Annotated in this window: 26 protein-coding genes and 1 other annotated feature (1 of these 27 cut by a window edge); of the genes, 6 read left to right on the plus strand and 20 right to left on the minus strand. The window is 46.7% G+C overall.

Annotated elements, in window-relative coordinates:
* Positions 1 to 152 (minus strand) — a binding site (T-box leader) (it extends 88 nt beyond the left edge of the window).
* 54 nt (positions 153 to 206) lie between these two features.
* Positions 207 to 371, minus strand: a complete 165-nt coding sequence (locus tag LQ247_RS09410) for a YrzK family protein (protein ID WP_023855388.1) — start codon at positions 369 to 371, stop codon at positions 207 to 209.
* A gap of 142 nt (positions 372 to 513) precedes the next feature.
* On the opposite strand from LQ247_RS09410, the gene LQ247_RS09415 reads away from it, so the two are divergent.
* Positions 514 to 2,085, plus strand: coding sequence for an SH3 domain-containing protein (locus LQ247_RS09415; protein WP_199792212.1), 1,572 nt, complete (start codon positions 514 to 516; stop codon positions 2,083 to 2,085).
* A gap of 27 nt (positions 2,086 to 2,112) precedes the next feature.
* On the opposite strand, the gene dtd is transcribed toward LQ247_RS09415, so the two are convergent.
* The 7 genes from dtd to LQ247_RS09450 form a co-directional block, all read right to left on the minus strand.
* Positions 2,113 to 2,556, minus strand: a complete 444-nt coding sequence (gene dtd, locus LQ247_RS09420; RefSeq protein WP_035338452.1) for a D-aminoacyl-tRNA deacylase — start codon at positions 2,554 to 2,556, stop codon at positions 2,113 to 2,115.
* Between the two features lie 13 nt (positions 2,557 to 2,569).
* The gene (locus LQ247_RS09425; protein ID WP_023855390.1) at positions 2,570 to 4,771 is read right to left on the minus strand and encodes a RelA/SpoT family protein; all 2,202 of its coding nucleotides are present in this window, start codon (positions 4,769 to 4,771) and stop codon (positions 2,570 to 2,572) included.
* Positions 4,772 to 4,940: 169 nt separating this feature from the next.
* Positions 4,941 to 5,453: an adenine phosphoribosyltransferase gene (locus LQ247_RS09430; RefSeq protein ID WP_023855391.1), complete on the minus strand. Its 513-nt coding sequence runs from the start codon at positions 5,451 to 5,453 to the stop codon at positions 4,941 to 4,943.
* Between the two features lie 17 nt (positions 5,454 to 5,470).
* On the minus strand, positions 5,471 to 7,819 hold the full coding sequence (gene recJ / locus LQ247_RS09435; protein ID WP_026579146.1) for a single-stranded-DNA-specific exonuclease RecJ: 2,349 nt from the start codon (positions 7,817 to 7,819) through the stop codon (positions 5,471 to 5,473).
* 71 nt (positions 7,820 to 7,890) lie between these two features.
* Complete coding sequence (locus LQ247_RS09440; protein ID WP_231005934.1) at positions 7,891 to 8,184, minus strand: LapA family protein; 294 nt, start codon at positions 8,182 to 8,184, stop codon at positions 7,891 to 7,893.
* 152 nt (positions 8,185 to 8,336) lie between these two features.
* The gene (gene secDF, locus LQ247_RS09445) at positions 8,337 to 10,562 is read right to left on the minus strand and encodes a protein translocase subunit SecDF (RefSeq protein WP_039072894.1); all 2,226 of its coding nucleotides are present in this window, start codon (positions 10,560 to 10,562) and stop codon (positions 8,337 to 8,339) included.
* Between the two features lie 36 nt (positions 10,563 to 10,598).
* Positions 10,599 to 10,895, minus strand: a complete 297-nt coding sequence (locus LQ247_RS09450; protein WP_023855396.1) for a post-transcriptional regulator — start codon at positions 10,893 to 10,895, stop codon at positions 10,599 to 10,601.
* 117 nt (positions 10,896 to 11,012) lie between these two features.
* Between LQ247_RS09450 and spoVB the strand changes: the two genes are divergently transcribed.
* Positions 11,013 to 12,566, plus strand: coding sequence for a stage V sporulation protein B (spoVB, locus tag LQ247_RS09455; RefSeq protein WP_026579144.1), 1,554 nt, complete (start codon positions 11,013 to 11,015; stop codon positions 12,564 to 12,566).
* Positions 12,567 to 12,575: 9 nt separating this feature from the next.
* On the opposite strand, the gene LQ247_RS09460 is transcribed toward spoVB, so the two are convergent.
* The gene (locus tag LQ247_RS09460; protein WP_020452417.1) at positions 12,576 to 13,226 is read right to left on the minus strand and encodes a DUF421 domain-containing protein; all 651 of its coding nucleotides are present in this window, start codon (positions 13,224 to 13,226) and stop codon (positions 12,576 to 12,578) included.
* A 155-nt stretch (positions 13,227 to 13,381) separates the two neighbouring features.
* Here LQ247_RS09460 and LQ247_RS09465 point away from each other — a divergent pair, with 155 nt between their 5' ends.
* A complete protein-coding gene (locus tag LQ247_RS09465) occupies positions 13,382 to 13,765 on the plus strand; it encodes a TIGR04086 family membrane protein (RefSeq protein ID WP_020452418.1) in 384 nt (127 codons plus the stop codon).
* Positions 13,766 to 13,940: 175 nt separating this feature from the next.
* On the opposite strand, the gene yajC is transcribed toward LQ247_RS09465, so the two are convergent.
* The 7 genes from yajC to LQ247_RS09500 form a co-directional block, all read right to left on the minus strand.
* On the minus strand, positions 13,941 to 14,204 hold the full coding sequence (gene yajC / locus LQ247_RS09470) for a preprotein translocase subunit YajC (RefSeq protein WP_085959518.1): 264 nt from the start codon (positions 14,202 to 14,204) through the stop codon (positions 13,941 to 13,943).
* 46 nt (positions 14,205 to 14,250) lie between these two features.
* Complete coding sequence (gene tgt, locus LQ247_RS09475) at positions 14,251 to 15,396, minus strand: tRNA guanosine(34) transglycosylase Tgt (RefSeq protein ID WP_020452419.1); 1,146 nt, start codon at positions 15,394 to 15,396, stop codon at positions 14,251 to 14,253.
* 28 nt (positions 15,397 to 15,424) lie between these two features.
* The gene (queA, locus tag LQ247_RS09480; RefSeq protein WP_020452420.1) at positions 15,425 to 16,453 is read right to left on the minus strand and encodes a tRNA preQ1(34) S-adenosylmethionine ribosyltransferase-isomerase QueA; all 1,029 of its coding nucleotides are present in this window, start codon (positions 16,451 to 16,453) and stop codon (positions 15,425 to 15,427) included.
* A gap of 40 nt (positions 16,454 to 16,493) precedes the next feature.
* Positions 16,494 to 16,694: a DUF2905 domain-containing protein gene (locus LQ247_RS09485; RefSeq protein WP_003183984.1), complete on the minus strand. Its 201-nt coding sequence runs from the start codon at positions 16,692 to 16,694 to the stop codon at positions 16,494 to 16,496.
* Positions 16,687 to 17,691, minus strand: a complete 1,005-nt coding sequence (ruvB, locus tag LQ247_RS09490) for a Holliday junction branch migration DNA helicase RuvB (RefSeq protein WP_023855398.1) — start codon at positions 17,689 to 17,691, stop codon at positions 16,687 to 16,689. The genes LQ247_RS09485 and ruvB overlap by 8 nt, the downstream gene beginning before the upstream one ends.
* Before the next feature lie 9 nt (positions 17,692 to 17,700).
* Positions 17,701 to 18,306 (minus strand): Holliday junction branch migration protein RuvA, encoded by a 606-nt coding sequence (ruvA, locus tag LQ247_RS09495; protein WP_231005935.1) that lies wholly within the window; start codon positions 18,304 to 18,306, stop codon positions 17,701 to 17,703.
* 123 nt (positions 18,307 to 18,429) lie between these two features.
* Complete coding sequence (locus LQ247_RS09500) at positions 18,430 to 18,951, minus strand: intercompartmental signaling factor BofC (RefSeq protein ID WP_105980164.1); 522 nt, start codon at positions 18,949 to 18,951, stop codon at positions 18,430 to 18,432.
* 231 nt (positions 18,952 to 19,182) lie between these two features.
* Between LQ247_RS09500 and LQ247_RS09505 the strand changes: the two genes are divergently transcribed.
* A complete protein-coding gene (locus LQ247_RS09505) occupies positions 19,183 to 19,830 on the plus strand; it encodes a protein kinase family protein (RefSeq protein WP_231005936.1) in 648 nt (215 codons plus the stop codon).
* 70 nt (positions 19,831 to 19,900) lie between these two features.
* The gene (locus LQ247_RS22030; RefSeq protein WP_023855401.1) at positions 19,901 to 20,023 is read left to right on the plus strand and encodes a hypothetical protein; all 123 of its coding nucleotides are present in this window, start codon (positions 19,901 to 19,903) and stop codon (positions 20,021 to 20,023) included.
* Between the two features lie 81 nt (positions 20,024 to 20,104).
* On the opposite strand, the gene LQ247_RS09510 is transcribed toward LQ247_RS22030, so the two are convergent.
* The 3 genes from LQ247_RS09510 to LQ247_RS09520 form a co-directional block, all read right to left on the minus strand.
* Positions 20,105 to 20,284 carry a small acid-soluble spore protein H gene (locus LQ247_RS09510; protein WP_023855402.1) on the minus strand — a complete coding sequence of 60 codons (180 nt, stop codon included), beginning with the start codon at positions 20,282 to 20,284 and terminating at the stop codon, positions 20,105 to 20,107.
* 108 nt (positions 20,285 to 20,392) lie between these two features.
* The gene (locus LQ247_RS09515) at positions 20,393 to 20,857 is read right to left on the minus strand and encodes a DinB family protein (protein WP_231005937.1); all 465 of its coding nucleotides are present in this window, start codon (positions 20,855 to 20,857) and stop codon (positions 20,393 to 20,395) included.
* A gap of 59 nt (positions 20,858 to 20,916) precedes the next feature.
* Complete coding sequence (locus tag LQ247_RS09520; protein WP_023855404.1) at positions 20,917 to 21,627, minus strand: poly-gamma-glutamate hydrolase family protein; 711 nt, start codon at positions 21,625 to 21,627, stop codon at positions 20,917 to 20,919.
* A 403-nt stretch (positions 21,628 to 22,030) separates the two neighbouring features.
* Between LQ247_RS09520 and LQ247_RS09525 the strand changes: the two genes are divergently transcribed.
* Positions 22,031 to 22,210, plus strand: a complete 180-nt coding sequence (locus tag LQ247_RS09525; RefSeq protein WP_003183993.1) for a hypothetical protein — start codon at positions 22,031 to 22,033, stop codon at positions 22,208 to 22,210.
* Positions 22,211 to 22,299: 89 nt separating this feature from the next.
* Here the strand turns inward: LQ247_RS09525 and LQ247_RS09530 are convergent, their stop codons facing one another.
* Positions 22,300 to 22,626, minus strand: coding sequence for a hypothetical protein (locus tag LQ247_RS09530; RefSeq protein ID WP_101561154.1), 327 nt, complete (start codon positions 22,624 to 22,626; stop codon positions 22,300 to 22,302).
* Positions 22,627 to 22,642: the final 16 nt, after the last annotated feature.

A 22,642-nucleotide genomic window follows, 5' to 3' on the forward strand; every position in this document is an offset into this window, starting at 1 on the left:
GCCGCCTAATTGCTCGCAAGTTCTGCCGGGCTTTCAGCGGGAAACCTTCGGAGTGTTCATTCGGTCAAGATACCGTGCAGACCGCTTTCAGCCCAGGGCGGTTCCTCTCTTTTCACGTACTCTTGCCTACTATTCTCCATCTTCAGTTCAACTCATATGTACACTAATTTATATTATAATACGAGTGTTAAGTGTGCATGTCAACCCTATTTGCGGTTCTTTTTATTCTGAATTGATTCTTTGGACGCGAGCCCCAGCTCAGTCGCCGTTTCTTCCATAAAGCCGGCTTGCTCCGGATCCGCATGATCCTTTAGATGCAGATTTGCATCTTGCTCATGGATCGCTCTGCCCATTCTTTGATTATACCTCACACAACAACATCCTTTTGATATCTTTTTTCTATAGTATAAACAAATCATTTTCATTTTATTAAAAAAACGGCAAGGAATATACGATATAGAAGAAGAAGTAGTGTTCCAAGTTTTTTACCGAAAGGAGGAGATGGGTAACAATATGAAAAAAAGAACAGTATTGATCCTATCGATGATGCTGGCAGCACAAGCAGCCTTTTATACATCGTCAAACACAGCTTCTGCAGCCATCGGGGAAGCCGTGATTGCCACCGATGAAATCAATGTCAGGAGCGGACCCGGACTGAGCCATGAAATCGTCAGCGTCGTCAGCCGGAATGAAAGCTATCCGATTCTTGAAGAGCGCGGGGATTGGGTCCAGATCCAGCTGAACGGCGGACAAAAAGGATGGGTTGTATCCTGGCTGATCAAGAAAAAAAGCCAAGTCTCCAACGGCTCTGATTCAGCGGCGGGAAAAGTCACATCTTCCGAAGCAAACCTGAGAATCAGAAAAGGCCCCGGCACTTCATATGAAGTCCAAGGCGTATTCCCTGAAGGAGAACAGGCTGACCTGCTAAAGACCGACGGAAACTGGGTAAAGATTTCCTATCAGAACATCACTGGCTGGGTCCATTCAGACTATGTCAATCAAGGTTCAGGAGCAAAACAGTCTCAATCGTCTTCATCACGCGCTTCATCAACAAAATCAGGAACGGTCGGCGTATCCACCTTAAATGTCAGAAGCACAGCTTCCCATCAGGGACGGATTATTGCGTCGCTTCAACGGAATGCAAGTGTGACGATTTTAAACGAACAGCACGGCTGGTATGAAATCGAATTTAATGGTCAAAAGGGCTGGGTCGCAAGCCACTATATTCTCGAAGGACCCAAACAGAAAAGCGGAACTTCGGAAACAAGCAGCGGCTCCGGGTCAAAACAGCAGGCCACCATCGTGTATGAAGGCACAAATGTTAGAAGCGGGCCTTCGACATCCTCAGCGATCGTCAAGCGCGCAGGGAAAGGCGAGTCTTATCCGATCGTCTCTGCAAAAGGCGACTGGTATGAAATCAAACTGTCAAACGGCGATTCCGCCTATGTGGCAAACTGGGTCGTTCAGACCGCTGACCAGTCTGGCTCAGCCGGAGATTCGAAAAGCGCAGCACCGCCTTTGGCAAAGCGGTCAAGCGCGAGCGGCACAATCAAAAATAAAACGGTTGTCATCGATGCCGGACACGGAGGACATGACAGCGGGACAATCGGAACGCGGGGGACGCTCGAAAAACGGCTGACCATCAAAACAGCAACGATTCTTGCCGCGAAACTGAGAGCCGATGGCGTCAACGTCTATATGACGCGGAATGACGATTCTTTCGTCAGCCTTCAGTCGCGGGTCGCGACCTCTCATTACCGAAATGCCGACGCTTTTATCAGCATTCATTATGATAGTTTTCCAAACGCGTCCGTAAGGGGAAATACCGCCTATTACTACAGCCCGTCAAAAGACCGGAAGCTCGCAGCAGACGTTCAGTCCGAGATCGAAAAACACTCGCCTCTGCCTAGCCGCGGCGTATTATTCGGGGACTACTTCGTATTAAGAGAAAATAAACAGCCCGCCGCATTGTTTGAACTCGGCTACTTGAGCCATCCTCAAGAAGAAGCGGTTGTCAGCACGAACGCTTATAGAGAAAGAGTGACAGACGGCATTAGAAGCGGCTTAGAAAACTATTTTAACTAATAAAAAAGCTCCCAAATGGGAGCTTTTTTATGCTTTCGAATCCATAATAAAGGTGACGGGACCCGAATTTGTCAGCTTGACATTCATCATTTCGCCAAATCTTCCCGTTTCGACAGCCACGCCTTTCGCGCGAAGCATGCTGTTCCACTCCTCGTATAATTGAAGCGCCTGATCGGGTTTTGCCGCTTTTGTAAAATTCGGCCGCCTTCCTTTTTTCGTGTCGCCGTACAAGGTAAACTGAGAAACCGATAAAACGGAGCCTCCGACATCTAAAAGCGACAGGTTCATCTTTTCGCCTTCATCTTCAAAAATCCGCAGATTGACTAGCTTTTCCGCCAAATATGCGGCATCTTCGCTCGTATCCTCATGCGTCACGCCGACAAGCACCATCAAGCCGAGGCCGATTTGACCGACAGTCTCGCCTCCTACCGAAACGCTTGCATCTGTGACGCGCTGAACAACTAATCTCATGACGCTTTTCCTCCTAATTCATCACCCTGCGCACGGAGTAGATATCTTTAATCTGTTTGATCCGTTCAACCACTTTATGCAAATGATTAATATTTTGAATGAAGATGGCCATATGGATCGTCGCCACTTTATTGCGGTCCGATTTACCTGATACAGATGAAATATTTGTTTTTGTCTCATTAACGGCCTGAAGAACTTCATTAAGAAGGCCGCGGCGGTCATAGCCGAGAATTTCGATTTCGACGTTATATTCTTTTCTCCGCTGCGTCTGCGGCTCATGCTCCCATTCTACTTGAATCAGCCGGTCGAGCGCTTCATTTGTTAAAACATTCGGGCAGTCCTCGCGATGGACGGATACACCACGGCCTTTTGTAATGAATCCGACGATCGGATCTCCCGGAACGGGGTTGCAGCATTTTGACAGTCTGATCAGAAGGTTGTCAACGCCTTTGACGCGAACACCCGCTTCGCGTTTTTTCCCTTGGTAAGGTTTCGGTTCAGGTGTTACATCTTGAACGCTTTTCACCTGTTCTTCCTGATCTCTGATTTTCCGTTCTTTTTCCGTCAGACGGTTTGCAACTTGAGCGGCTGTAATGCCGTTATAGCCGACTGCGGCATACATGTCTTCTTCATTGGCAAAATTGAACTTGTCGGCGACTTTCTGCAGATTCTCAACAGTTAAGACGTCCTTCACTTCAAAGTCCAGGTTTTTAATTTCTTTTTCAACCAGTTCTCTGCCTTTTTCGACATTTTCCTCTCTGCGCTGCTTTTTAAAGAACTGGCGGATTTTATGCTTAGCCTGAGATGTCTGCGCAAGGTTGATCCAGTCCTGGCTCGGACCGTACGAATGCTTGGATGTCAGAATTTCTACGATATCCCCTGTGCGCAGCTTGTAATCAAGCGTGACCATTTTTCCGTTTACTTTCGCCCCGATCGTTTTATTGCCTATTTCTGAATGGATCCGGTACGAAAAGTCGATCGGCACAGAGCCTGACGGCAATTCAATGACGTCCCCTTTCGGCGTAAAAACGAACACCATGTCGGAAAACAAATCGATTTTTAGAGATTCCATAAATTCTTCGGCATCGCTCGACTCATTTTGAAATTCCAAAATTTCGCGGAACCAGGAAAGCTTTTTATCAAAGCTTGAATCTTCATTGACATTTTTGCCTTCTTTGTAAGCCCAGTGGGCCGCGATTCCGTATTCCGCAATTTCGTGCATTTCAAACGTCCTGATCTGGACTTCCAGCGGATCCCCCTTCGGCCCGATGACGGTAGTGTGGAGGGACTGGTACATGTTCGGCTTCGGCATTGCGATATAGTCTTTAAATCTGCCCGGCATCGGCTTCCAGCATGTATGAATGATGCCTAGAACCGCGTAGCAGTCCTTGATGCTGTTGACGAGGATCCGGACTGCGAGCAAGTCGTAAATTTCATTGAATTGCTTGTTTTGCATCGCCATCTTTCTGTAGATGCTGTAAATATGCTTCGGCCGGCCGGAAAAGTCCGCTTTAATATTGACCTCTTCGACGCGGCTTTTCACTTCGTTTACGACCTCTTCGACGTACAATTCTCTTTCGGCCCGCTTTTTCTTCATCAAATTGACGATCCGGTAATATTGCTGTGGATTTAAATAGCGTAAAGCGGTATCCTCAAGCTCCCACTTTATTTTTGAAATCCCAAGGCGATGAGCCAGCGGAGCAAATATTTCAAGCGTCTCATTTGAAATTCTGCGCTGCTTTTCCTGCGGCAGGTGCTTCAAGGTTCTCATGTTGTGAAGGCGGTCCGCCAGCTTGATCAAAATGACGCGGATGTCCTGAGCCATAGCCACAAACATTTTCCGATGATTTTCTGCCTGCTGTTCTTCCTGTGATTTATATTTAATTTTCCCAAGCTTCGTGACGCCGTCGACAAGCATCGCAACTTCTTCGTTGAATGCTTCCTTTAAATCTTCAAGCGTTACGCTCGTATCTTCCACCACATCATGGAGAAATCCTCCCGCTATTGTGGCGGGGTCCATTTCCAAATCGACGAGGATACCCGCGACCTGGATCGGATGGATAATATACGGCTCGCCCGATTTGCGGTATTGTTCGCGATGTGCGTCTTCCGCGTACTGATAAGCCTTTTTTATAAAAGCAACATGTTCATCGGAAAGGTAACTTTTCGCCTTCTCAATGACTTGCTCAGCGGTTAATACTTGTTCGTTCGCCATGGAATCACCTTTTTTATAATTGAAAACTGTATTGTAATTATTATCAAGAAAAATGTCACAGATGTAAAGAGAAGAAATTCAAAAGGACTTTTGCCGGCCCCGGAATACTATATGAATAGGAAAAAAAGCACCCGCTTTTTATGAGTGCTTTTTATAGTATAAAATTTGTTTAGTATTGCATCAAGGTTAAAATATCATATCCGTCCAGTTTATTTCTTCCTTCAAGATATGTCAGTTCGATCAGGAAAGCGATTCCGGCTACGACGCCGCCAAGCTCTTCAACCAGCTTGATCGTTGCTTCGATCGTTCCGCCGGTTGCAAGCAGGTCGTCAGTGATCAAGACGCGCTGCCCCGGTTTAATGGCATCTTTATGGATGGTCAGGACATCTTTTCCATATTCCAATCCGTAGTCGACTTTGATGACTTCACGCGGCAGTTTGCCTTCTTTGCGGACAGGCGCAAATCCTACCCCGAGCGAATATGCGACAGGGCAGCCGATGATAAATCCTCTCGCTTCAGGTCCCACGACAAGATCGATCTCTTTTTCTTTCGCATACGTTACAATTTGATCTGTCGCGTAGCGATAGACGTCGCCTTTGTCCATCAATGTTGTAATATCTTTAAATTGTACGCCTTCCTTCGGGTAGTCCGGCACAATTGTCACATACTTCTTCAAATCCATCTGTCTTCATGTCCTCCTCATACTTTATAAGCGACGGCGTTTTCCGCCATCCGCTTATCCAGCCACTGTTTAAGCTCATCCGCCGAAGAATAAATGAGCTTTTGCTCCAATTCAATCAGGCGCTGTTTTTCCCGGTAGGTTTCAGAATCTGTCAGATCGCGCTTTTCGGCATGATAAACAACAGATAAAACACCATTCTCTATTGTAACAAAACCGAGCTCAAAAAACACCTTTGTCATAAAATCAATTGTGTCTTTTGTCCAGCCTTTATGTCTGGCAAGCTCCCCGCCGTATTTCGGCAAGTCAAAAGAACCTCTTTTCAGGAGGAAAGCATAGTACCATTTAAAATATTCCCTAGTTGGAAATGTTGAGAAAAAATGTTCGTCTGATTGATAAAAAATCAGATAAATGCGCTCCAGTTTTTTGCCTTTTATCACTTGGTCAAAGATGTCGAGCGACGGCGGAATATCTATAAATACCGCATAGCGGCTCTCAAGGACGAGACGCTCTGCATCTTCAGGACCGCTGATGACGGTCAGCTCTTCTTCAAGGCCTGTCCCCGCAAGCTTCGCTTTGGTTTCCTCACGGAAGCAGATGCACGCCCGTTTCGCAGGATCCAGCTGCAATATTTTTTCTTCCCATGACCGTTTTCCCCGCAGATCAAACAGCTGCCATTCATTGACGGCCGCATCTTTGATCATCAGCTGCGGTTTTTTTCTGTTATTCCACTCGTTAATCGACAGTTCCCCGACAATCGAGATCTTTGCTCCAGGAACGATTCCGTCTTCGATGGCGCCTTTATAAAATCCGATGCAATCAAGCTTGTTCTCGCCGTCTGCCAGCACAAGCTTCAAGTGATTCTTGTTGGCGCCGATTTTCCTGGAATCATCAATTTTAACGTCGCTGACAAGGACGAAGGGCTTCGGATTTCCCGTGCCGAACGGCGCCAGCATGTTCATTTCGGCAATGCTGTCAACCGTGATATCTTCGAGCCGGCAGCACAAATCGACGTCTTGAACGGGAATAAAATCTTCCTCGGTCAGAACCGCTTCAGCCTGACGGTTGATTCTCTCCCTTAGTGCCGAAACATCTTCCAGGTTGAGTGTCATTCCGGCTGCCATCGGGTGCCCGCCGAAGTGCGGGAGAATATCCCGGCACTCCGAGAGATTTTGAAATAAATCAAATCCTTTGATGCTGCGCGCAGATCCTTTGGCAATTCCTTTTTCTTCATCGATACCGAGAACGATGGCGGGCCTGTAATACCGCTCGACAAGCTTTGAAGCCACGATTCCGACGACACCGGGATTCCAGCCCGGCCGCGCCGCGACGATCACCGGCCGGTCAAGCCCTTCCTCCTCGATCATCTGAACGGCTTCCTCTGTCATCTGATTGACGATTTTTTGGCGCTCCTTGTTCAAGGCGTTGATATCTTCGGCCAGCTCTTCCGCTTCTGTTTCGTCTTTTGTGTTCAGGAGGTAAACGGCCGGGTCAGCCTGTTCAATTCTGCCGACCGCGTTTAAGCGGGGCGCAATTTGAAAACCGATGGTCTCTTCATCCGCACTATGTATCTCCGCTCCGGCAATTTTGGTCAGCGCCTTTAATCCGGGGCGCTTCGTTCTCCTGAACTGTTCCATGCCGCGCTTGGCAATCTGCCTGTTTTCATCATGAAGCGGCACAAGGTCGGCAATCGTGCCGATCGCACAAAGGTCGAGCAAATCTTCCGGGAGCTCTCCGTTCAAAGCGTGGGCTAGCTTAAATGCGACACCGACGCCGGCAAGCTCTTTAAATGGATAGCCGCAGCCCGGCTGCTTCGGATGAATGATCGCATAGGCATCCGGCAAAACGGGTCCCGGCTCATGGTGATCCGTAATGATCAAATCGACGCCAAGCTCTTTAGCGACTTCAGCTTCATGAACGGCGGCAATGCCTGTGTCAACTGTGATGATCAATGAATAGCCTGATTCTTTGATCCCGCGAAAGGCCGCTTCATTCGGGCCGTACCCTTCTTTAAAGCGGTCAGGTATATAAAAATCGGCTTGTGCTGAACATTTTTTCAACATTTGCAAAAGGACAGTCGTGCTTGTCACACCGTCCGCATCATAATCGCCGTAAATCATAATCTTTTCTTGATCTGAAATTGCCTGTTTGATTCGCTGTACAGCTTTTTCCATATCTTTCAGCAGATAAGGATCGTGAAAAACAGCATCCTTGCCATTTAAAAATGAAGATGCTTTGTCGGCTGTATCGTAACCTCTCATGACAAGCAATGAGGCGGCAAGGGGAGTAATGCCTAATCTTCCGGCGAGCTGCTCCACCTTTTCTTTGTCGGGCGTTTGCACGTCCCAACGCATTTTTGACGCTAACATAAATTCACCCCTCAACCACACTATTATACTAGAGCAGCATGAGGGGATTCAATTTATTTCGTGCAATCTTTCTAGTCTTTCTGATTTTCGGGGGCCGCCGATTCGGCTTCAAGTTCAGGATACTTTACCCGTTCTTCTCTCTTGAACGCCTTCAGCTCTTTTTTCAGCCGCATGATCTGAAAAGCGCCTGCCGAGCCGATAATGATCGCCCCCATCAATACCGATACCAAAATGACCAGGATCAAAGGCCATTCTGCCGTTCCAAAAAGAAAATCAACCTTCACCGGTTCAACATTAATGACCGCGAAAACAGCAACAATTAATGTAAAAATAAGTGCAGAGATTAACGTCCATTGTTTGTTCATGAGATACTCTCTCCATTCGCGTCGTTTTCTAGCGTTATTTTCCCGCTCTGCTCCCATTTTAAACAAAAAGAAGATCGATAGAAAGCCGCCAAAACAACTTTTTTCTCTTCAAACCAAAAAAGGACCGCCCGGCAGTACGGGCAGTCCTCGATTTATTCTCCTGCAGGCTTGCGCTTCGGCTTTTTCAGATCGCGCCCTTTCCAGACAAGCCATACTTGAGCTGCGATGTAGAGCGATGAATACACTCCACTCAACAGCCCGATTAACAGCGCGACAGAGAAGTTCGTAATCGATGCTGCGCCAAAAATGAGGAGCGCAATGACCACAATGACGACGGTCAGCACCGTATTAATCGAACGAGTGAACGTTTGCTGCAAGCTCAGATTCACAATATGCGATAAATCGCTGAAGCTCTTCGGCTTGCGCTTTTTCACCTGTTCCCTGATTCTGTCAAACGTTACGATCGTATCGTTGATCGAATAACCGATAATCGTCAGCACGGCTGCGATAAACGTAATATCCACCTCGAGCCTTGTAATGCTGAAGACCGCGATGATGAAGAATGCATCGTACAGCAACGAAGCGATCGCCGCAATTGCCATCTTATATTCAAAGCGGATCGAAACATACAAGATGATCCCGAGAGCCGCGACGGCCACCGCATAGAGGGCGTTTCTCGCCAGCTCTTTTCCGACTGTCGGTGATACTGTGCTGACGTTCGGCTCCGAGCCGTATTTATCTTTAAAATAATCCTTCACTTCGGCAATTTTTTTCTGATCCGGAACGCCGACAAATCTGGCGACGCCGTGTTTTTGATCATCACCCGAAAGAACGATTGAATCGGCTGTCAACCCGACCTCTTCAAAGTCTTTTTTCAGCTCTTCGCTCGTAAGCTTGTGGTCGCTTTGCACTTCGATCCTTGATCCGCTGGAGAAATCGATGCCAAGGTTCAGCCTGAAAACAAGCAGAATGACAATTCCCGCAGCCAAAATAATCCCGGAAAATACGAAGAACCATTTACGCTTACCGACGAAATCCCATTTGGTAAACGGAGTCGGAGGCTCAGTATTTTCGTCTGTCTTGCTGATGTCCAGGATGTCTTTTTTGCGCACTCCAAACCAGCCTTTTTTCCGGTCAAGCCAGCGGCTTTCGACCAGCAGGCCGAGCAGGAAGCGCGACAGGAAGACAGCTGTAACAAAGCTTGTCAAAATGGATAGGATCAGCATGGTCGCGAAGCCTTTGACAGAGCTCGTACCAAATATGAAAAGCACGATTCCGGCAAGCATCGTCGTAATATTGGCATCAAAGATCGTTGCAAATGATCTTCTGTTTCCTGCTTTAAAAGCCGAGCGGACCGATTTGCCGAGCTTCAGCTCTTCTTTTATGCGTTCGTACGTAATGATGTTTGCGTCAACCGCCATCCCGACACCCAAAATAAGAGCCGCGATCCCCGGAAGGGTCAGAACCGCATTCATCCAGTCAAAGATCTGCAGTGTAATGTAGATGTAGACAGAAAGCGTAATGACCGCGACAAAACCAGGCAAGCGATAATAAAGAAGCATAAATAAGAAAATAATAGCAATACCGACGATTCCCGCAAACACGGTATCATTCAAAGCCTGCTCCCCAAACTGCGCGCCGACGGATGTCGAATACTTTTCAACGAGTTTGACAGGAAGAGCGCCCGCATTTAAAATGCTCGCCATATCTTTTGCTTCCTGAATCGTAAAATTTCCTTCAATCATCACGTCTGACGTGTTCAGCACCTGGCTGACATTCGGAGCGGAGATGTATTTATGATCCGCTTTTTGCGATTCTTTTTTAAAGGAGTCGCCTTTTTTGTAATCAAGCCAGATGACGAGCTGGTTGTTCGGCTTCATATCGAGCACTTTCTTTGTCACTTCGCCGAATTTATCGGCATCCTTCAGCTTGATCGTCACGATCGGCTCATTTGTGTCCTGCTTGAACGACTGTTTAGCACCGTTTTCGACAAGATCTGAACCGTTCAAAAGCTCTTTGTCATTCGTATCCCTGAACGTAAGCTGAGCCTGTGTGGATAAGATTTCCCGCGCCCTGTTCTGGTTGTCGACGCCGGCAAGCTGAACCCTGATCCGGTTGTTTCCTTCGATTTGAATGTTCGGTTCGCTGACGCCCAACACATTCGCCCGACGGTTCAGTGCTTCAACCGTACTGATGAGGGCGTCCCTGTCAATTTTGTCGCCCTGTTTGGCAGGCTGGACTTCATACAGAACCTCAAAACCGCCCTGAAGGTCAAGGCCGAGGCTGATGCTGTCTGCAGCCGGCTTCGTGAACATTCCCAGTCCCGTACCGATCAAGAGAACGGTAAGGAAAAACGCAATCAAGCGTCCTTTTTTCATTATGTATTTCCTCCTTAAATCAACCAAAATCTACGGCTACCTCAGCAGCTCATCGAGCATATTCTGCCCTTCTTTGCTGTCGAGTAAATTAGACGTTTTAAACGATTCTACGGTTGCATAGTTCATAAATTCGCCAATTTTCACAGATAAAATATCACCGGCGAGCTGATGAATTTGAACATCCTTCTTTTTCTTCCATTTCTTATTCAATAAGTATGACCACAATTCCTCTATTTCAATATCGTCATAACCGAGTATCCTGAACTCTTCCGTCTTGCTGTGAAGAAAGGGTTTTAAATGATCCTTGTACAGATCAGCCGGATGTTTGCCCATGCCAAAGCCACGCTCCTTTCACATTTTTTCAGAGAGACTTGTCATGCTTGGACGATGTATGCGCATATCTTATTGTATATGATTAAAGGTTGTTTGAGAAGGCAGGGGACTCTAGAAATGACGAAGCAGACGTTTTTAAAAGGAACGCTCATTTTAATAGCGGCAGGTTTGATTACGAGAATGCTCGGCTTTATCAACCGGATTGTCATCGCAAGGTTCATCGGAGGTGAAGGTGTCGGGCTTTATATGATGGCGGCTCCGACTTTTTTTCTGGCGGTCACCCTCACCCAGTTCGGCCTACCTGTCGCCATCAGCAAGTTGGTCGCTGAAGCGGAAGCGCGCGGAGACCACAGAAAGACAAAGCAGATTTTAGTGATGTCTCTTGCAATTACCGGGACGCTCAGCGCCGTCATTACTCCGGTGTTTCTCATCTACGCCCCGCTGATGGCCGACACGCTGCTCACAGACAAAAGAACGCTTTATCCGCTTTTGGCGGTTACACCGGTCGTTCCGATCATTGCTGTTTCCAGCGTGCTGAGGGGCTATTTTCAAGGAAAGCAAAATATGAGGCCGCTTGCCGTATCCCAGGTTCTCGAACAAATTGTCCGGATATCGCTTGTCGCCGTATGCACGACGGCATTCCTTCCGCTCGGCATCGAATATGCGGCTGCGGGCGCGATGCTGTCATCCGTGTTTGGCGAGTTGGCTTCACTCCTTTATTTGTTCGTCGCCTTTAAATACAAAAAGAAAATCCGCATCAGAAAACGTTTTTTCCAATCCCTGAAATCTGGACGAACCACGTTTTTCGAGCTGATGAGCGTCTCGCTCCCAACAACGGGCAGCCGTTTTATCGGCAACCTGTCATGGTTTTTTGAACCGATTGTCGTAGCGCAAAGCCTTGCAATAGCAGGGGTCGCCGCTTCCGCCGCAACGAGCCAGTACGGAGAGTTGACCGGCTTTGCCCTGACGCTTCTCACCCTCCCGAGCTTTATCACATATTCTCTGTCTACGGCGCTCGTTCCAGCCATCAGCGAAGGAATCGAACAGAAAAAAATGCAAGTCGTGGAATACAGGCTTGAGCAGGCGATGAGGCTTTGCCTTTTAAGCGGCGGAATATCGGCGGTCATTTTGTTTTCGTACGCGGATGAGCTGGTCAGCGTGATGTACGGGTCGTCAAATGCTGCGATTTATGTGAAAATCATGGCTCCATTCTTTTTATTTTACTATTTCCAAGGTCCGCTGCAGGCCGTCCTGCAGGCTTTAAACCTGGCCGGCGCGGCAATGATGAACAGCCTGGTCGGCGCCGTTGTGAAAACAGGTCTCATTTTTGTTCTCGCTTCACGGCCTTCACTTGGCATTATGGGGGCTGCGCTGGCGATTTTGACGGGGATCATCCTCGTCACCCTGCTGCACGCCGCAACCGTCAGCAAAGTGCTTCCCATCAGCATTAACCTGAAAGAATATATCGTATCCTTCGGCGTCATTTTGATATCAGGGTGGGGAAGCCTTCTGATGAAAGAACACCTTTTTTTAGACCAGTCCGAGCCGATGCGCCTGCTTTTGTGTGTCGCGGTTACAAGCTTTCTTTACGTCTTCCTTCTGGTCGCCTTCAAGCTGGTCAAAAAAGAAGAAATCCAGCGGTTTCCGCTGTTCGGCCGCTGGATTTCGTAAGCTCTCGCTTTAAGGTTTAAATTCATCCTTTATGTCAATAAAAAAAGAACCTTTATTATATGTGCAATAAGAAATTTTGGAAAGATCGCGGTGTCCTCTTTTTTCAAGCTTTTGCTCAAGCCACTCCCGGTCTTTCCCGATCTTTTCTAATTGTTCTTTTTGAACCATTCCGTCAACAATCAACGGCAGTTCGATCATTTTGTTTGGCCCGTCTTTTGTAAACACTGAAAGCTTCCCGGTCGGCTCCAAAATCGCATATGAAACATCCCCGATTCGTTCCACATTCTTATCTCTCAGCTGTGTCATCAAATCATCGTAATTATAGCGCTGTGTCCTCATGGCGTGTTCATCAATTTTTCCGCGGTCTATGATAATCGTTGGTTTTCCATCGAGAAGCCGGCGGATTTTTTGATTTTTCAATGACAGATATGCAAATATAACCTGGATCAGCGTCAAAACGAGAATTGGAATGATCGTATGGAGAAGGTGGTCATCGAGATTTTCAATGGCCAAAACCGCGATTTCGGCCATCATAATAAAAACGACAAGATCCAATATGCTCAGCTCGCCTATTTCCCTCTTTCCCATCAAGCGAAACAAAATAAAGATGATGAAATACAAAACGACCGTCCGAAACGTAAGAGCTAAAATTTCATCCATTACCGCCCGCCTCCTTCCGCCTATCATGATCATAAACATAGCCTTTGTAAAATTGAGGCTTTTATGTATAAAAGGTCGGGGGAGCTAGTCTATTTGCCAAACGTGCAGAATACATTTAAAAAGACGAGCCCGTCTATATTGAAAGGAGGATCGTGATGAACGAACCAAAACAAGTCGGCAAAGGGATTTTATACAGCTTGGCGGTTATTTTCGCTTTGATGTTTGCGGGAAGCCTGGTCATTTCGCTGCTCCTCACCTTCACATCATTAACCGAAAGTTCATTCAGCTGGTTTATTACCGCCATTTCTTTTATTACCTTGTTCATCGGCGGTTTTATTGCGGGAGGCAAATCGAAGGAAAAAGGGTGGCTGAGCGGAGGGTTGACAGCGCTTTGCTTCTCTCTTACGGTGCTTTTGTTTCAATATCTCGGCTTTGGCGAAGCCTTCAATTTGAAGCAGCTGCTCTATCATTCCGGTTTTTTGGGAGTCAGCATGCTGGGCGGGATTTTCGGGGTCAATCTGCAGGGGAGCCGTGCATAAAGACAGCAAAAAGGGAGCGGATGACCGCTCCCTTTTCTCATGCCCATCAGGCTTCTTTTATGCCATGTCACATCAGGAACAACTGCGGCTTCATCAAGACATAAGGAACGGCGCTAGCGCCGTTTTCACGTCCTACGACAGTCTGATTTCCGATGCTTATGTATCAGCCTTTCGGCTATTCTGCTGACGCCTCTCTGATCGCGCGGCGGTCGAATGTCAGACGGGTATTGTCGCCTGTTTTGATGACAACCTTGCTTTCGTCAATTGAATCAACGATGCCGTGCAGGCCGCCGATCGTTACGACCTTATCTCCTTTTTTCAGCTCCTCCTGCATCTGGCGGACAGCCTTCTGCTGCTTTTGCTGCGGACGGATCAAAAGGAAATAAAGAACCGCAAACATTAAAATAATCGGAAGTAATGTTCCAAGCATCTCCATTATTTTTTCACCCCTTTCAAATGGCTTTATCGCTTTCTTCGTTTATGTGTCAGAAACTTTTAGCATTTGGTTTATTAAAACCGTAGCGCTCAAAAAACTCTTCCCGGAAATCACCTAAACGATCTTCACGAATGGCATCTCTGACTTGCCCCATTAATTTTAACAGAAAATAAAGATTATGATAAGAAGTTAAACGAATTCCAAACGTTTCGTTACAGCGGATTAAATGTCTGATATAAGCGCGCGAGTAATTGCGGCACGTATAGCAGTCGCACTGCTCGTCGATCGGTCTGAAATCTCTTTCATATTTGGCATTTTTCACGACGAGACGCCCTTCGCTCGTCATGAGCGTACCGTTTCTCGCTATCCTTGTCGGCAGCACGCAATCGAACATATCCACTCCGCGGATGGCTCCGTCAATCAGAGAGTCCGGTGAGCCGACCCCCATTAAATAGCGCGGTTTATCCGCAGGAAGCAGCGGAGTTGTAAACTCCAGCACACGGTTCATCACGTCTTTCGGCTCTCCGACGGATAGTCCACCTATAGCATATCCCGGAAAATCCAGTGAAATCAAGTCTTTCGCACTTTGTTTTCTCAAGTTTTCGTACTCTCCGCCTTGAACGATTCCGAAAAGCCCTTGCTCGTCAGGGCGTTTGTGAGCTTTCAGGCACCTTTCCGCCCAGCGGCTCGTCCGTTCAACAGACCTCTTCATATAATCGTACTCTGCCGGGTACGGCGGGCATTCGTCAAACGCCATCATAATATCTGATCCGAGGGCGTTTTGGATGTCCATCGCTTTTTCAGGAGATAAAAACAGCTTGTCTCCGTTTAAATGATTGCGGAAATGAACGCCTTCCTCTTCGATTTTGCGGAACTCGCTCAGGGAAAACACCTGAAAGCCGCCTGAATCCGTCAAAATGGCGCGGTCCCAATTCATAAACTGATGAAGGCCCCCCGCCTCTTTGACGATGTCATGGCCCGGTCTCAGCCAAAGGTGGTACGTATTGCTTAAAATAATGCCTGCACCCATTTCTTTCAGCTCTTCCGGCGCCATCGTTTTAACGGTGGCGAGCGTTCCTACGGGCATAAACACCGGCGTTTCAAATGAGCCGTGCGGGGTGTGCACTCTCCCCAGCCTTGCTCCTGTTTGTTTACATGCTTTTATGAACTCATAGCGTATCGGTTGCTGCGACAAATTATGAGCCCTCCAATCTTTTTGAATTTTATTTGATCAACATGGCATCTCCGAAGCTGAAGAAGCGGTATTCGTGTTCCACTGCGGTGCGGTAGGCAGAAAGCACATGCTCTCTGCCTGCGAGCGCGCTGACAAGCATAATGAGGGACGATTTCGGAAGATGAAAATTGGTAATCATCCCGTCAATCGCCCGGAATGTGTAGCCTGGATAAATAAAAATCGATGTCCAGCCTCTCGCTTCCCGGAAACGGCCGTCATGTTCGGAAGCGATGGTCTCAAGCGTCCTCGTCGATGTCGTGCCGACGGAAATGATTTTTCCGCCTTCCTGTCTGACGCGGTTTAACAATGCTGCCGTTTCTTCCGACATTTCATAAAACTCGGCATGCATATCGTGTTCCTCTACATTTTCCGCACTGACAGGCCGGAATGTCCCGAGCCCGACGTGAAGGGTAATAAACGCAATATGCACGCCTTTTTTCCTGAGCGCATCCAGAATCTCTTCCGTAAAATGCAGCCCGGCCGTCGGCGCAGCCGCCGATCCTTGTTTCTTTGAGTAAACCGTCTGATAGCGCTCTCTGTCATCGAGCTGTTCTTTAATATAAGGAGGCAGAGGCATTTCGCCGAGCGATTCGAGCACCTCGTAAAAAATTCCTTCATAGCGGAATTCAATTTTTCTTCCGCCGTGCTCGAGCTCTTCTGTGCAGACCGCCGTTAGACGGCCGTCTCCAAACGAAAGAACGGTTCCGCGCTTGACCCGCTTTGCGGGCTTGACAAGCGTTTCCCATACGTCCCCTTCCTCCTGTTTTAACAGAAGAACTTCAACCTTTGCGCCCGTCTCTTCCTTGACTCCGTACAAGCGGGCCGGTAGCACCCTCGTATCATTCAACACGATGCAATCGCCCGCGTTCAGAAAATCAATCACGTGCTTAAACGTGCTGTGAGTGATTTCTCCTGTTTTTTTATCCAGCACCATCAGCCTGGACGCATCCCGCTCTTTTAAAGGAACCTGTGCGATAAGGCGTTCAGGCAAGTCAAAATCGAATAATTCTACTTTCATCTTTTTTCACCTTACTCTATCTATAGACTTGAATGTCGCGTCATTTCATTCGTCCGAAAAACGAAAACACCACGGACAGAATGATGCTGATGACAATGCATGTAACAACCGGAAAGAAAAATGTCACGTTTCCCTTTTTTACAAAAATATCGCCGGGGAGCCTGCCGATGACTTGCATGAATAAACCGATGCCAAAAATGACGGCGCCCAGCACCATTAAAATCTTTGGAAATTCAGTCACGGTTCGGAACCTCCATTTTAAAGTGGCTGTATACATCAGGGGTTACGATGCGCCCCCGCGGCGTTCTTTGAATAAAACCGATTTGAAGAAGATACGGCTCATACACATCCTCGATCGTGTGAGACTCCTCACCGATGGTAGCCGAAATCGTATCGATGCCGACTGGACCGCCGCCAAATTTTTCGATCATGCCCATTAAAAGCTTGCGGTCGATATGATCAAGCCCGAGTTTATCAACCTGGAGGCGTTCCAGCGCATCCACCGCCACTTCCTCCGTGATGGAGCTGTTTCCAAGCACCTGGGCAAAATCTCTGACCCTCCTCAAAAGCCTGTTGGCAATCCGCGGCGTCCCTCTTGACCGTCTCGCGATTTCGAGAGCCGAGAGCGAATCGATGTCAACCTCAAACAGCTCCGCCGTTCTGATCACGATGTCTGAAAGCTCGTCACGCGTGTAATACTCAAGCCTTGACAGAACGCCGAACCTGTCCCTGAGAGGCGCGGTTAAAAGCCCGACCCTTGTGGTCGCGCCGACAAGGGTAAAAGGAGGAAGATCGAGCCTCACAGAACGCGCCGACGGCCCTTTGCCGATCACGATATCAAGGCAGAAATCTTCCATCGCAGGATACAGCACCTCTTCGATCGAACGGTGCAGACGGTGGATCTCGTCAATAAATAAAACGTCACCTGGCTCCAGAGCAGTTAATATCGCCGCCAAATCGCCGGGGCGCTCGATCGCCGGACCTGACGTCGTTCTGAGATTGACTCCCATTTCGTTGGCGATGATCGCAGCGAGCGTCGTTTTTCCCAATCCCGGCGGCCCGTACAACAAGACATGGTCAAGCGTTTCTTCCCGCATTTTCGCAGCTTCAATGAATACCTTGAGGTTGTCTTTCACTTTTTCCTGGCCGATATACTGAGCCAGTCTTTGCGGACGCAGACTTTGCTCGATCGCTGATTCATGGTTGTCTAGTTCACTTGATACAAGCCGCTCATCCATGATATCACCTTACTTTAACAATTTTTGCAATGCTTTTTTAACGTATTGATCCGTCGAAAGCGCCTCTTCCTTTTTCAAATGAGGCTGGACTTTTTTAATTTCCCGGTCGGAATAGCCGAGCGCTCTTAATGCTTCAAGCGCCTCCTCAAGAGCCGTTTCCGCTTCATGAATTTGCTCCCGCTCTTCATGGTTAAACAGATCGGCCGCGATTTCAGGAACGGCGTCCGCGAGCCTCCCTTTCAGATCAAGAATGATCTGCCTTGCCGTTTTTTTGCCTACACCGGGGAACTTGACGAGAAACGCTTCATCCTCATTCTCGATCGCTTCAATCACCGCTCCCGGATCGCCGGAAGCGAGGATCGCAAGCGCTCCTTTCGGGCCGATTCCCGTAACATTCAGCATTTTCGTAAACAGCATTTTTTCTTCCCTTGTCGAAAAGCCGTACAGCGCATTCGTATCTTCTCTTACATAATGGTATGTATAGATTGTTTCGTTGCTGTTTTTCTTATAAATAAACGGATTTGGCGTAAAGATCTGATAGCCGATCCCGCCGTTTTCAATGACAATATATTGGGGCGATACATAATCAATCGTCCCTTTTACGAATTCGATCAACGTTCATTCACCTCTTTGACTGCTCTTCATTGTAACACAAAACAGGCAAGGCTAGAATGAAAAAGTTAACATATGTTCGCTAAAAATGGCTTCTGTCTGCAGCTGAAAAAAGACATAACAGCGTCATGTCTTCATATCTTTTACATGATGTTGGCTTCCGGATGATTTTACGGCTTCAATGACATGTTCAAATTCCTTTTTCGTGCGGTATGGGATCCCTTTGCGCAAATCATCCGCCATCCGGCTTTCCAGGCGCTTTATATCAATCTGAAAAAACGATTGAATCGGCTCTGATAATATGCCCGGGCGGCCGTGAAAAGTCGAAATCACGCCGTCTTCCGTCACTCCGATATAACCGTTTGTTTTGCTGAGGGGAGAAATGTCGTCCACCTGTTTGCGAAACAGAATAAACCCCTTTTTCTGATCGATGAGCTGCCACCCTTTATAAGCAGCTTTAAAGTCTTCCAGTGTTCGAGCGGCCTCTACTTTATTTTCGATTCCAACGTCCCCGTCCAGATAAACCTTTTCAAGCTGGATTTGAACTTTAGCCGGCTTTTCGGCCAGGGCCTCCAGGTGAAAGCTGAGCGCGGCCAGCAGACTTCCAATAAACAATAAACCGATTTTGAACTTGCTTTGGCTGTTCATCAATATCACCTTCTTTTTTGCCTTAACGATCATATCCATAGTTTGACCAACGCTTTTAAAAATTAATCTAAAAAAGCAATTAGATGACAACCGGTTTACGAATGTTACATTTTTAAACCAATATGAAGAACTCAAAAGCATTTAAGGTGCAAAACCCCTCGTTCTCATGTATAAACAACATTATAGAGAGTTTTTCGTTTGACCAGCCCTTAAAAAGAAGGTGAGTTCGGCGTGAAAAAGGCGCAAACCTATGCAGAGGCCGTAAAGTATAATACGAAAAAAAAGTTCAATAAACTTATCCAAAAACCCGATGACTTAGAGTTGATCGGGAAAGGCAGGAGCGCATACGTTTTTAAGCTGACTGAAGAGGGCAGGGAAATGGCTCTTAAAGTCTTTTTTCCCGAATTTAAGAACATTGCCGCAAGGGAAGCGGAGATTTACAAAAAGCTTTCTGATTCGAATTATTATCCTGATATATATGAAACAGGGCCATCATATATTTTAATGGAGTATATTAAAGGATACACTTTTTATGAGTGTTTAAACAAAGGCATTCTGATCGATGATGACATGATCTGCGAGGTCGACCGCGCATTGAACGATGCGAAGCGGAAAGGGTTGAATCCATCCGATATCCACCTCAGAAACCTGATACTGACGCCGGCTGGGACAATCAAAGTCATCGATGTGGCCAGGTTTTTGCAGACAAAAGAATGCAGACAGTGGGATGACTTAAAAACAGCCTATCAAACCATTTATAAAAAAAGCCGTTTCCCGCAAAGGCTTCCTAAGCTGTGGATGGAATTGATCGCTTATCTTTATAAAAAAAACTGGCTTCAGAAACAATGGGCCGCCAGAAAAAACAAATTTCACCTGTAATTTGAAACTTAAAGAAGGCGCGTCCGTATATGAAATAACCCCATTAAAGTCAGGAAGGGAGAAACAGCTGTTGAAGAAAAAGAAGAAACGAAATGATGATAAATGGGATTATCTTTATCTCGTTGATTTGCTTGAGCCGTTGTTTTATGTGCTGAGGCTGGCAGTAAGAGGACTTGCAAAAATCATAAATTAAACACTCGGGCTTTCGAGTGTTTTTTTTGATGGCCGAGTGATAAGACAAATACAAAACCCCTTCATTTGAAGGGGTTGCTTTTTAATGCTCTTTCAAATTTGCGAGCGGTACTTCCTGCTCGTTCTCCGGCTGGCCGAGCGGAAAAATTCTTGCGGTTTCATTTTGTTCGTTGACATGCTGAATATAAATCGGCCTGCCATTATAAGTAACATCAACCATGTCGGGTGATTCGACGATTTCCTGGGCACGATGCGTATTCATGCTGACACCCTCCTTTTGCTTTTACTCATAATGTGTACACCCGGCTGCTTTCGTATTCCTTTTGAGCCGGTTTTCTTTCAAGGAGGGGTGATCTTCAGGCTCCCGTAATCAATGAATCTTTACGTACAAAGGCAGATCCGTGTGTCCCATTTCACGCACATAAACAAACAGATTGCCTTTGTGATGAATTTCGTGTCCGATCGCGAGCTGCAGCAGCTGTTCGCCGGCTACTTTCCGTCCGAAGACGCCGGTCAAATCGACCTCACGATCCAATTCTTCATCCGTAAAAGATTCAAGCAGCTTTTTTGTTTTTTCTGTATACGTTTTGGCGAGATCGCTCAGGCTTGACCCTGTTTCTTCCGGCTTCTTTTTAAAAGACTCTCCGTTTCCTTCTTTTGCCGCCGAAGCAAAGGCATAGAAAGATTGCAGCATATGCGTGACAAGTTCCTTCGCTGGCATCGACGTTTCAGTCGGTTTGTAATCGAGATGTTTTTCATCAATCTTTTGAATCAGTTCTTCTGTCACCAGGCGGTGGGACATAAATTCCTGAACGATGCGGTCTTTTCGTTCCATTTTTTATTCCTCCTTCGTGTTTTAGCAGTTCATACACAGAATAACACGAGTTTCCATTTTCAGCATCTGTCCTGCAGCACCCTTCGGACCGCCTTGACATATTTGCGGAATGTTCTCGTTTTTGTTTCCTCCCTCTCTTTATAGGAAAAGTCTTCGAAAAACTCTTTCCTTTGAGCCGTGCTGATTTCAAGCTGCACGCTCATTCCTGACTGGCTTTCATTATTGATGTTTTCCTCGGCAGTTCCGGCAAATTTCCCGTCCACTTTGACCAATTCTGCGGAAAAGTCAGACTTTTTCAGAGATTTGACGATGGCTTTTGCCAGCTTTCTGTCCGTTCCTCCCACAAGCGTGTGCGGGCGGTCGCCGGAATAGCCGTGGAATGCGATGGTATAGCGGTGTTCTTTTATTTTCTGCAATGCCAGAGGCTCGTCAAAGTTTGTGCTTGTAATATGAAGATCCGAGTTGTTCTCATCCTTTTTTCCTTCGAATAAATAAGTTGAATAATCATCTTTGAAAGCTCTGACAAGCTCGCTTACTCCGCCTTCTATTCTTCCTCCATGAGGCGAAAAAATTAAACAGTCGCTTCCCGCTTTTTCGTGGTACTCAATGTCATAACCGCTTTTTTCGTGTTCCTGCAATTCCTTGAAATTCATGTATCTGTCCCCGGCCTGGATCTGAAAGTTCTCCCGGGTTGTTTTTTCGAACCACCTGTATGCGCCATTTATCATCACTGCTGCGATCACCAAGTAGATGAGTACTTTTTTCTTCATTGATTATTCCCCTTTTACACTACCTTTCGATTTCTAAGCATGTCCTCCAAGCCTCATTGTATTTTTGGCTTTTTTGTGACACAGTTATTTTACGCTTTAGACATGACGCGTTCAATTATGAATAAGTTTGATAAAAAATAAAAATTTAAATAAAATGATGCTTTTTCATTAGTTTAAAAGATCGATAAATTTTAAGAAAAAAATCTCATAAGAATAGGCGTCTCTTGTTGCACGACTTTCCCTACAGCCTATTCCGCTTGAGAATAAGGCATTCTATCAGAAACGGGGTATACGGTTTGATAAAAGTAACATCTGCCGCGTCTGCCGGCTGCTGATGTTATATTTTCTTTTCATCCCCGTTCTGTTATCCTATTACCGACAATAAAAATGCAGGTGATAAAACATGGAAACAGAATATGAAACAAAAGGCTACGACCTGACAAAAGTTTATGATTACAATCAATATCCGGATGTCCGCCACGGACGGTGCGACAATTGCGATTACACCCTTTTTAAAAGCTCTGTAAAAAACGGGCAGTTTTTGCGTGAATGCCGGCGCTGCGGCATGAAAAAAAGCATTTAGCGTTACAGTACATTCTCATATGTATAAAAAAACTTGCCGACAAGGCTGAATGGAGCTTTGCCGGCAATACACGTCATGCTGTCAAATGCTTAAACATCTTTTTGATCTTTGTTTGTGACGATCACGTTGATCGATTCACCGATCTTTCCGCTAAGATCAGCATTCAGGCTGTTGATATTTTGAATGTATTCGCTGATGATATTTTGGACCGCTTGATTAATCTCTGCATTTTCACTTTTTGTGAGGTCGGCCTCTCTCAGATCGATGCCGCTGTTTTTCTGAACCAGCTCATTGATGGATTGACCAAATCCCGTGATAAAGCTGTTGATTTTTTCGATGACTTGAGCGGTTTCCTGATCTTGCGCACCCGCGTCTATAGCCGTGAAAGGCTTCTCATTTTCGCGCTGTTCAGCCATTTATAGAACCTCCTCT

The sequence above is a fragment of the Bacillus sp. BS3(2021) genome, assembly GCF_021043345.1.
Classification (GTDB): domain Bacteria; phylum Bacillota; class Bacilli; order Bacillales; family Bacillaceae; genus Bacillus; species Bacillus paralicheniformis.

Excerpts from the sequence above, each read along its gene's own strand:
- LQ247_RS09520 (WP_023855404.1), bottom strand. The coding sequence starts at position 21,627 with ATGAAGAAAAAAGTACTCATCTACTTGGTGATCGCAGCAGTGATGATA.
- ruvB (WP_023855398.1), bottom strand. The coding sequence starts at position 17,691 with ATGGATGAGCGGCTTGTATCAAGTGAACTAGACAACCATGAATCAGCG.
- secDF (WP_039072894.1), bottom strand. The coding sequence starts at position 10,562 with ATGAAAAAAGGACGCTTGATTGCGTTTTTCCTTACCGTTCTCTTGATC.
- LQ247_RS09525 (WP_003183993.1), top strand. The coding sequence starts at position 22,031 with ATGGAAACAGAATATGAAACAAAAGGCTACGACCTGACAAAAGTTTAT.
- dtd (WP_035338452.1), bottom strand. The coding sequence starts at position 2,556 with ATGAGATTAGTTGTTCAGCGCGTCACAGATGCAAGCGTTTCGGTAGGA.
- LQ247_RS09415 (WP_199792212.1), top strand. The coding sequence starts at position 514 with ATGAAAAAAAGAACAGTATTGATCCTATCGATGATGCTGGCAGCACAA.
- LQ247_RS09430 (WP_023855391.1), bottom strand. The coding sequence starts at position 5,453 with ATGGATTTGAAGAAGTATGTGACAATTGTGCCGGACTACCCGAAGGAA.
- LQ247_RS09450 (WP_023855396.1), bottom strand. The coding sequence starts at position 10,895 with ATGGGCAAACATCCGGCTGATCTGTACAAGGATCATTTAAAACCCTTT.
- LQ247_RS09530 (WP_101561154.1), bottom strand. The coding sequence starts at position 22,626 with ATGGCTGAACAGCGCGAAAATGAGAAGCCTTTCACGGCTATAGACGCG.
- LQ247_RS09440 (WP_231005934.1), bottom strand. The coding sequence starts at position 8,184 with ATGAACAAACAATGGACGTTAATCTCTGCACTTATTTTTACATTAATT.
- queA (WP_020452420.1), bottom strand. The coding sequence starts at position 16,453 with ATGAAAGTAGAATTATTCGATTTTGACTTGCCTGAACGCCTTATCGCA.
- spoVB (WP_026579144.1), top strand. The coding sequence starts at position 11,013 with ATGACGAAGCAGACGTTTTTAAAAGGAACGCTCATTTTAATAGCGGCA.
- LQ247_RS09510 (WP_023855402.1), bottom strand. The coding sequence starts at position 20,284 with ATGAATACGCATCGTGCCCAGGAAATCGTCGAATCACCCGACATGGTT.
- LQ247_RS09515 (WP_231005937.1), bottom strand. The coding sequence starts at position 20,857 with ATGGAACGAAAAGACCGCATCGTTCAGGAATTTATGTCCCACCGCCTG.
- recJ (WP_026579146.1), bottom strand. The coding sequence starts at position 7,819 with ATGTTAGCGTCAAAAATGCGTTGGGACGTGCAAACGCCCGACAAAGAA.
- LQ247_RS09460 (WP_020452417.1), bottom strand. The coding sequence starts at position 13,226 with ATGGATGAAATTTTAGCTCTTACGTTTCGGACGGTCGTTTTGTATTTC.
- LQ247_RS09425 (WP_023855390.1), bottom strand. The coding sequence starts at position 4,771 with ATGGCGAACGAACAAGTATTAACCGCTGAGCAAGTCATTGAGAAGGCG.
- LQ247_RS09500 (WP_105980164.1), bottom strand. The coding sequence starts at position 18,951 with ATGAACAGCCAAAGCAAGTTCAAAATCGGTTTATTGTTTATTGGAAGT.
- LQ247_RS09465 (WP_020452418.1), top strand. The coding sequence starts at position 13,382 with ATGAACGAACCAAAACAAGTCGGCAAAGGGATTTTATACAGCTTGGCG.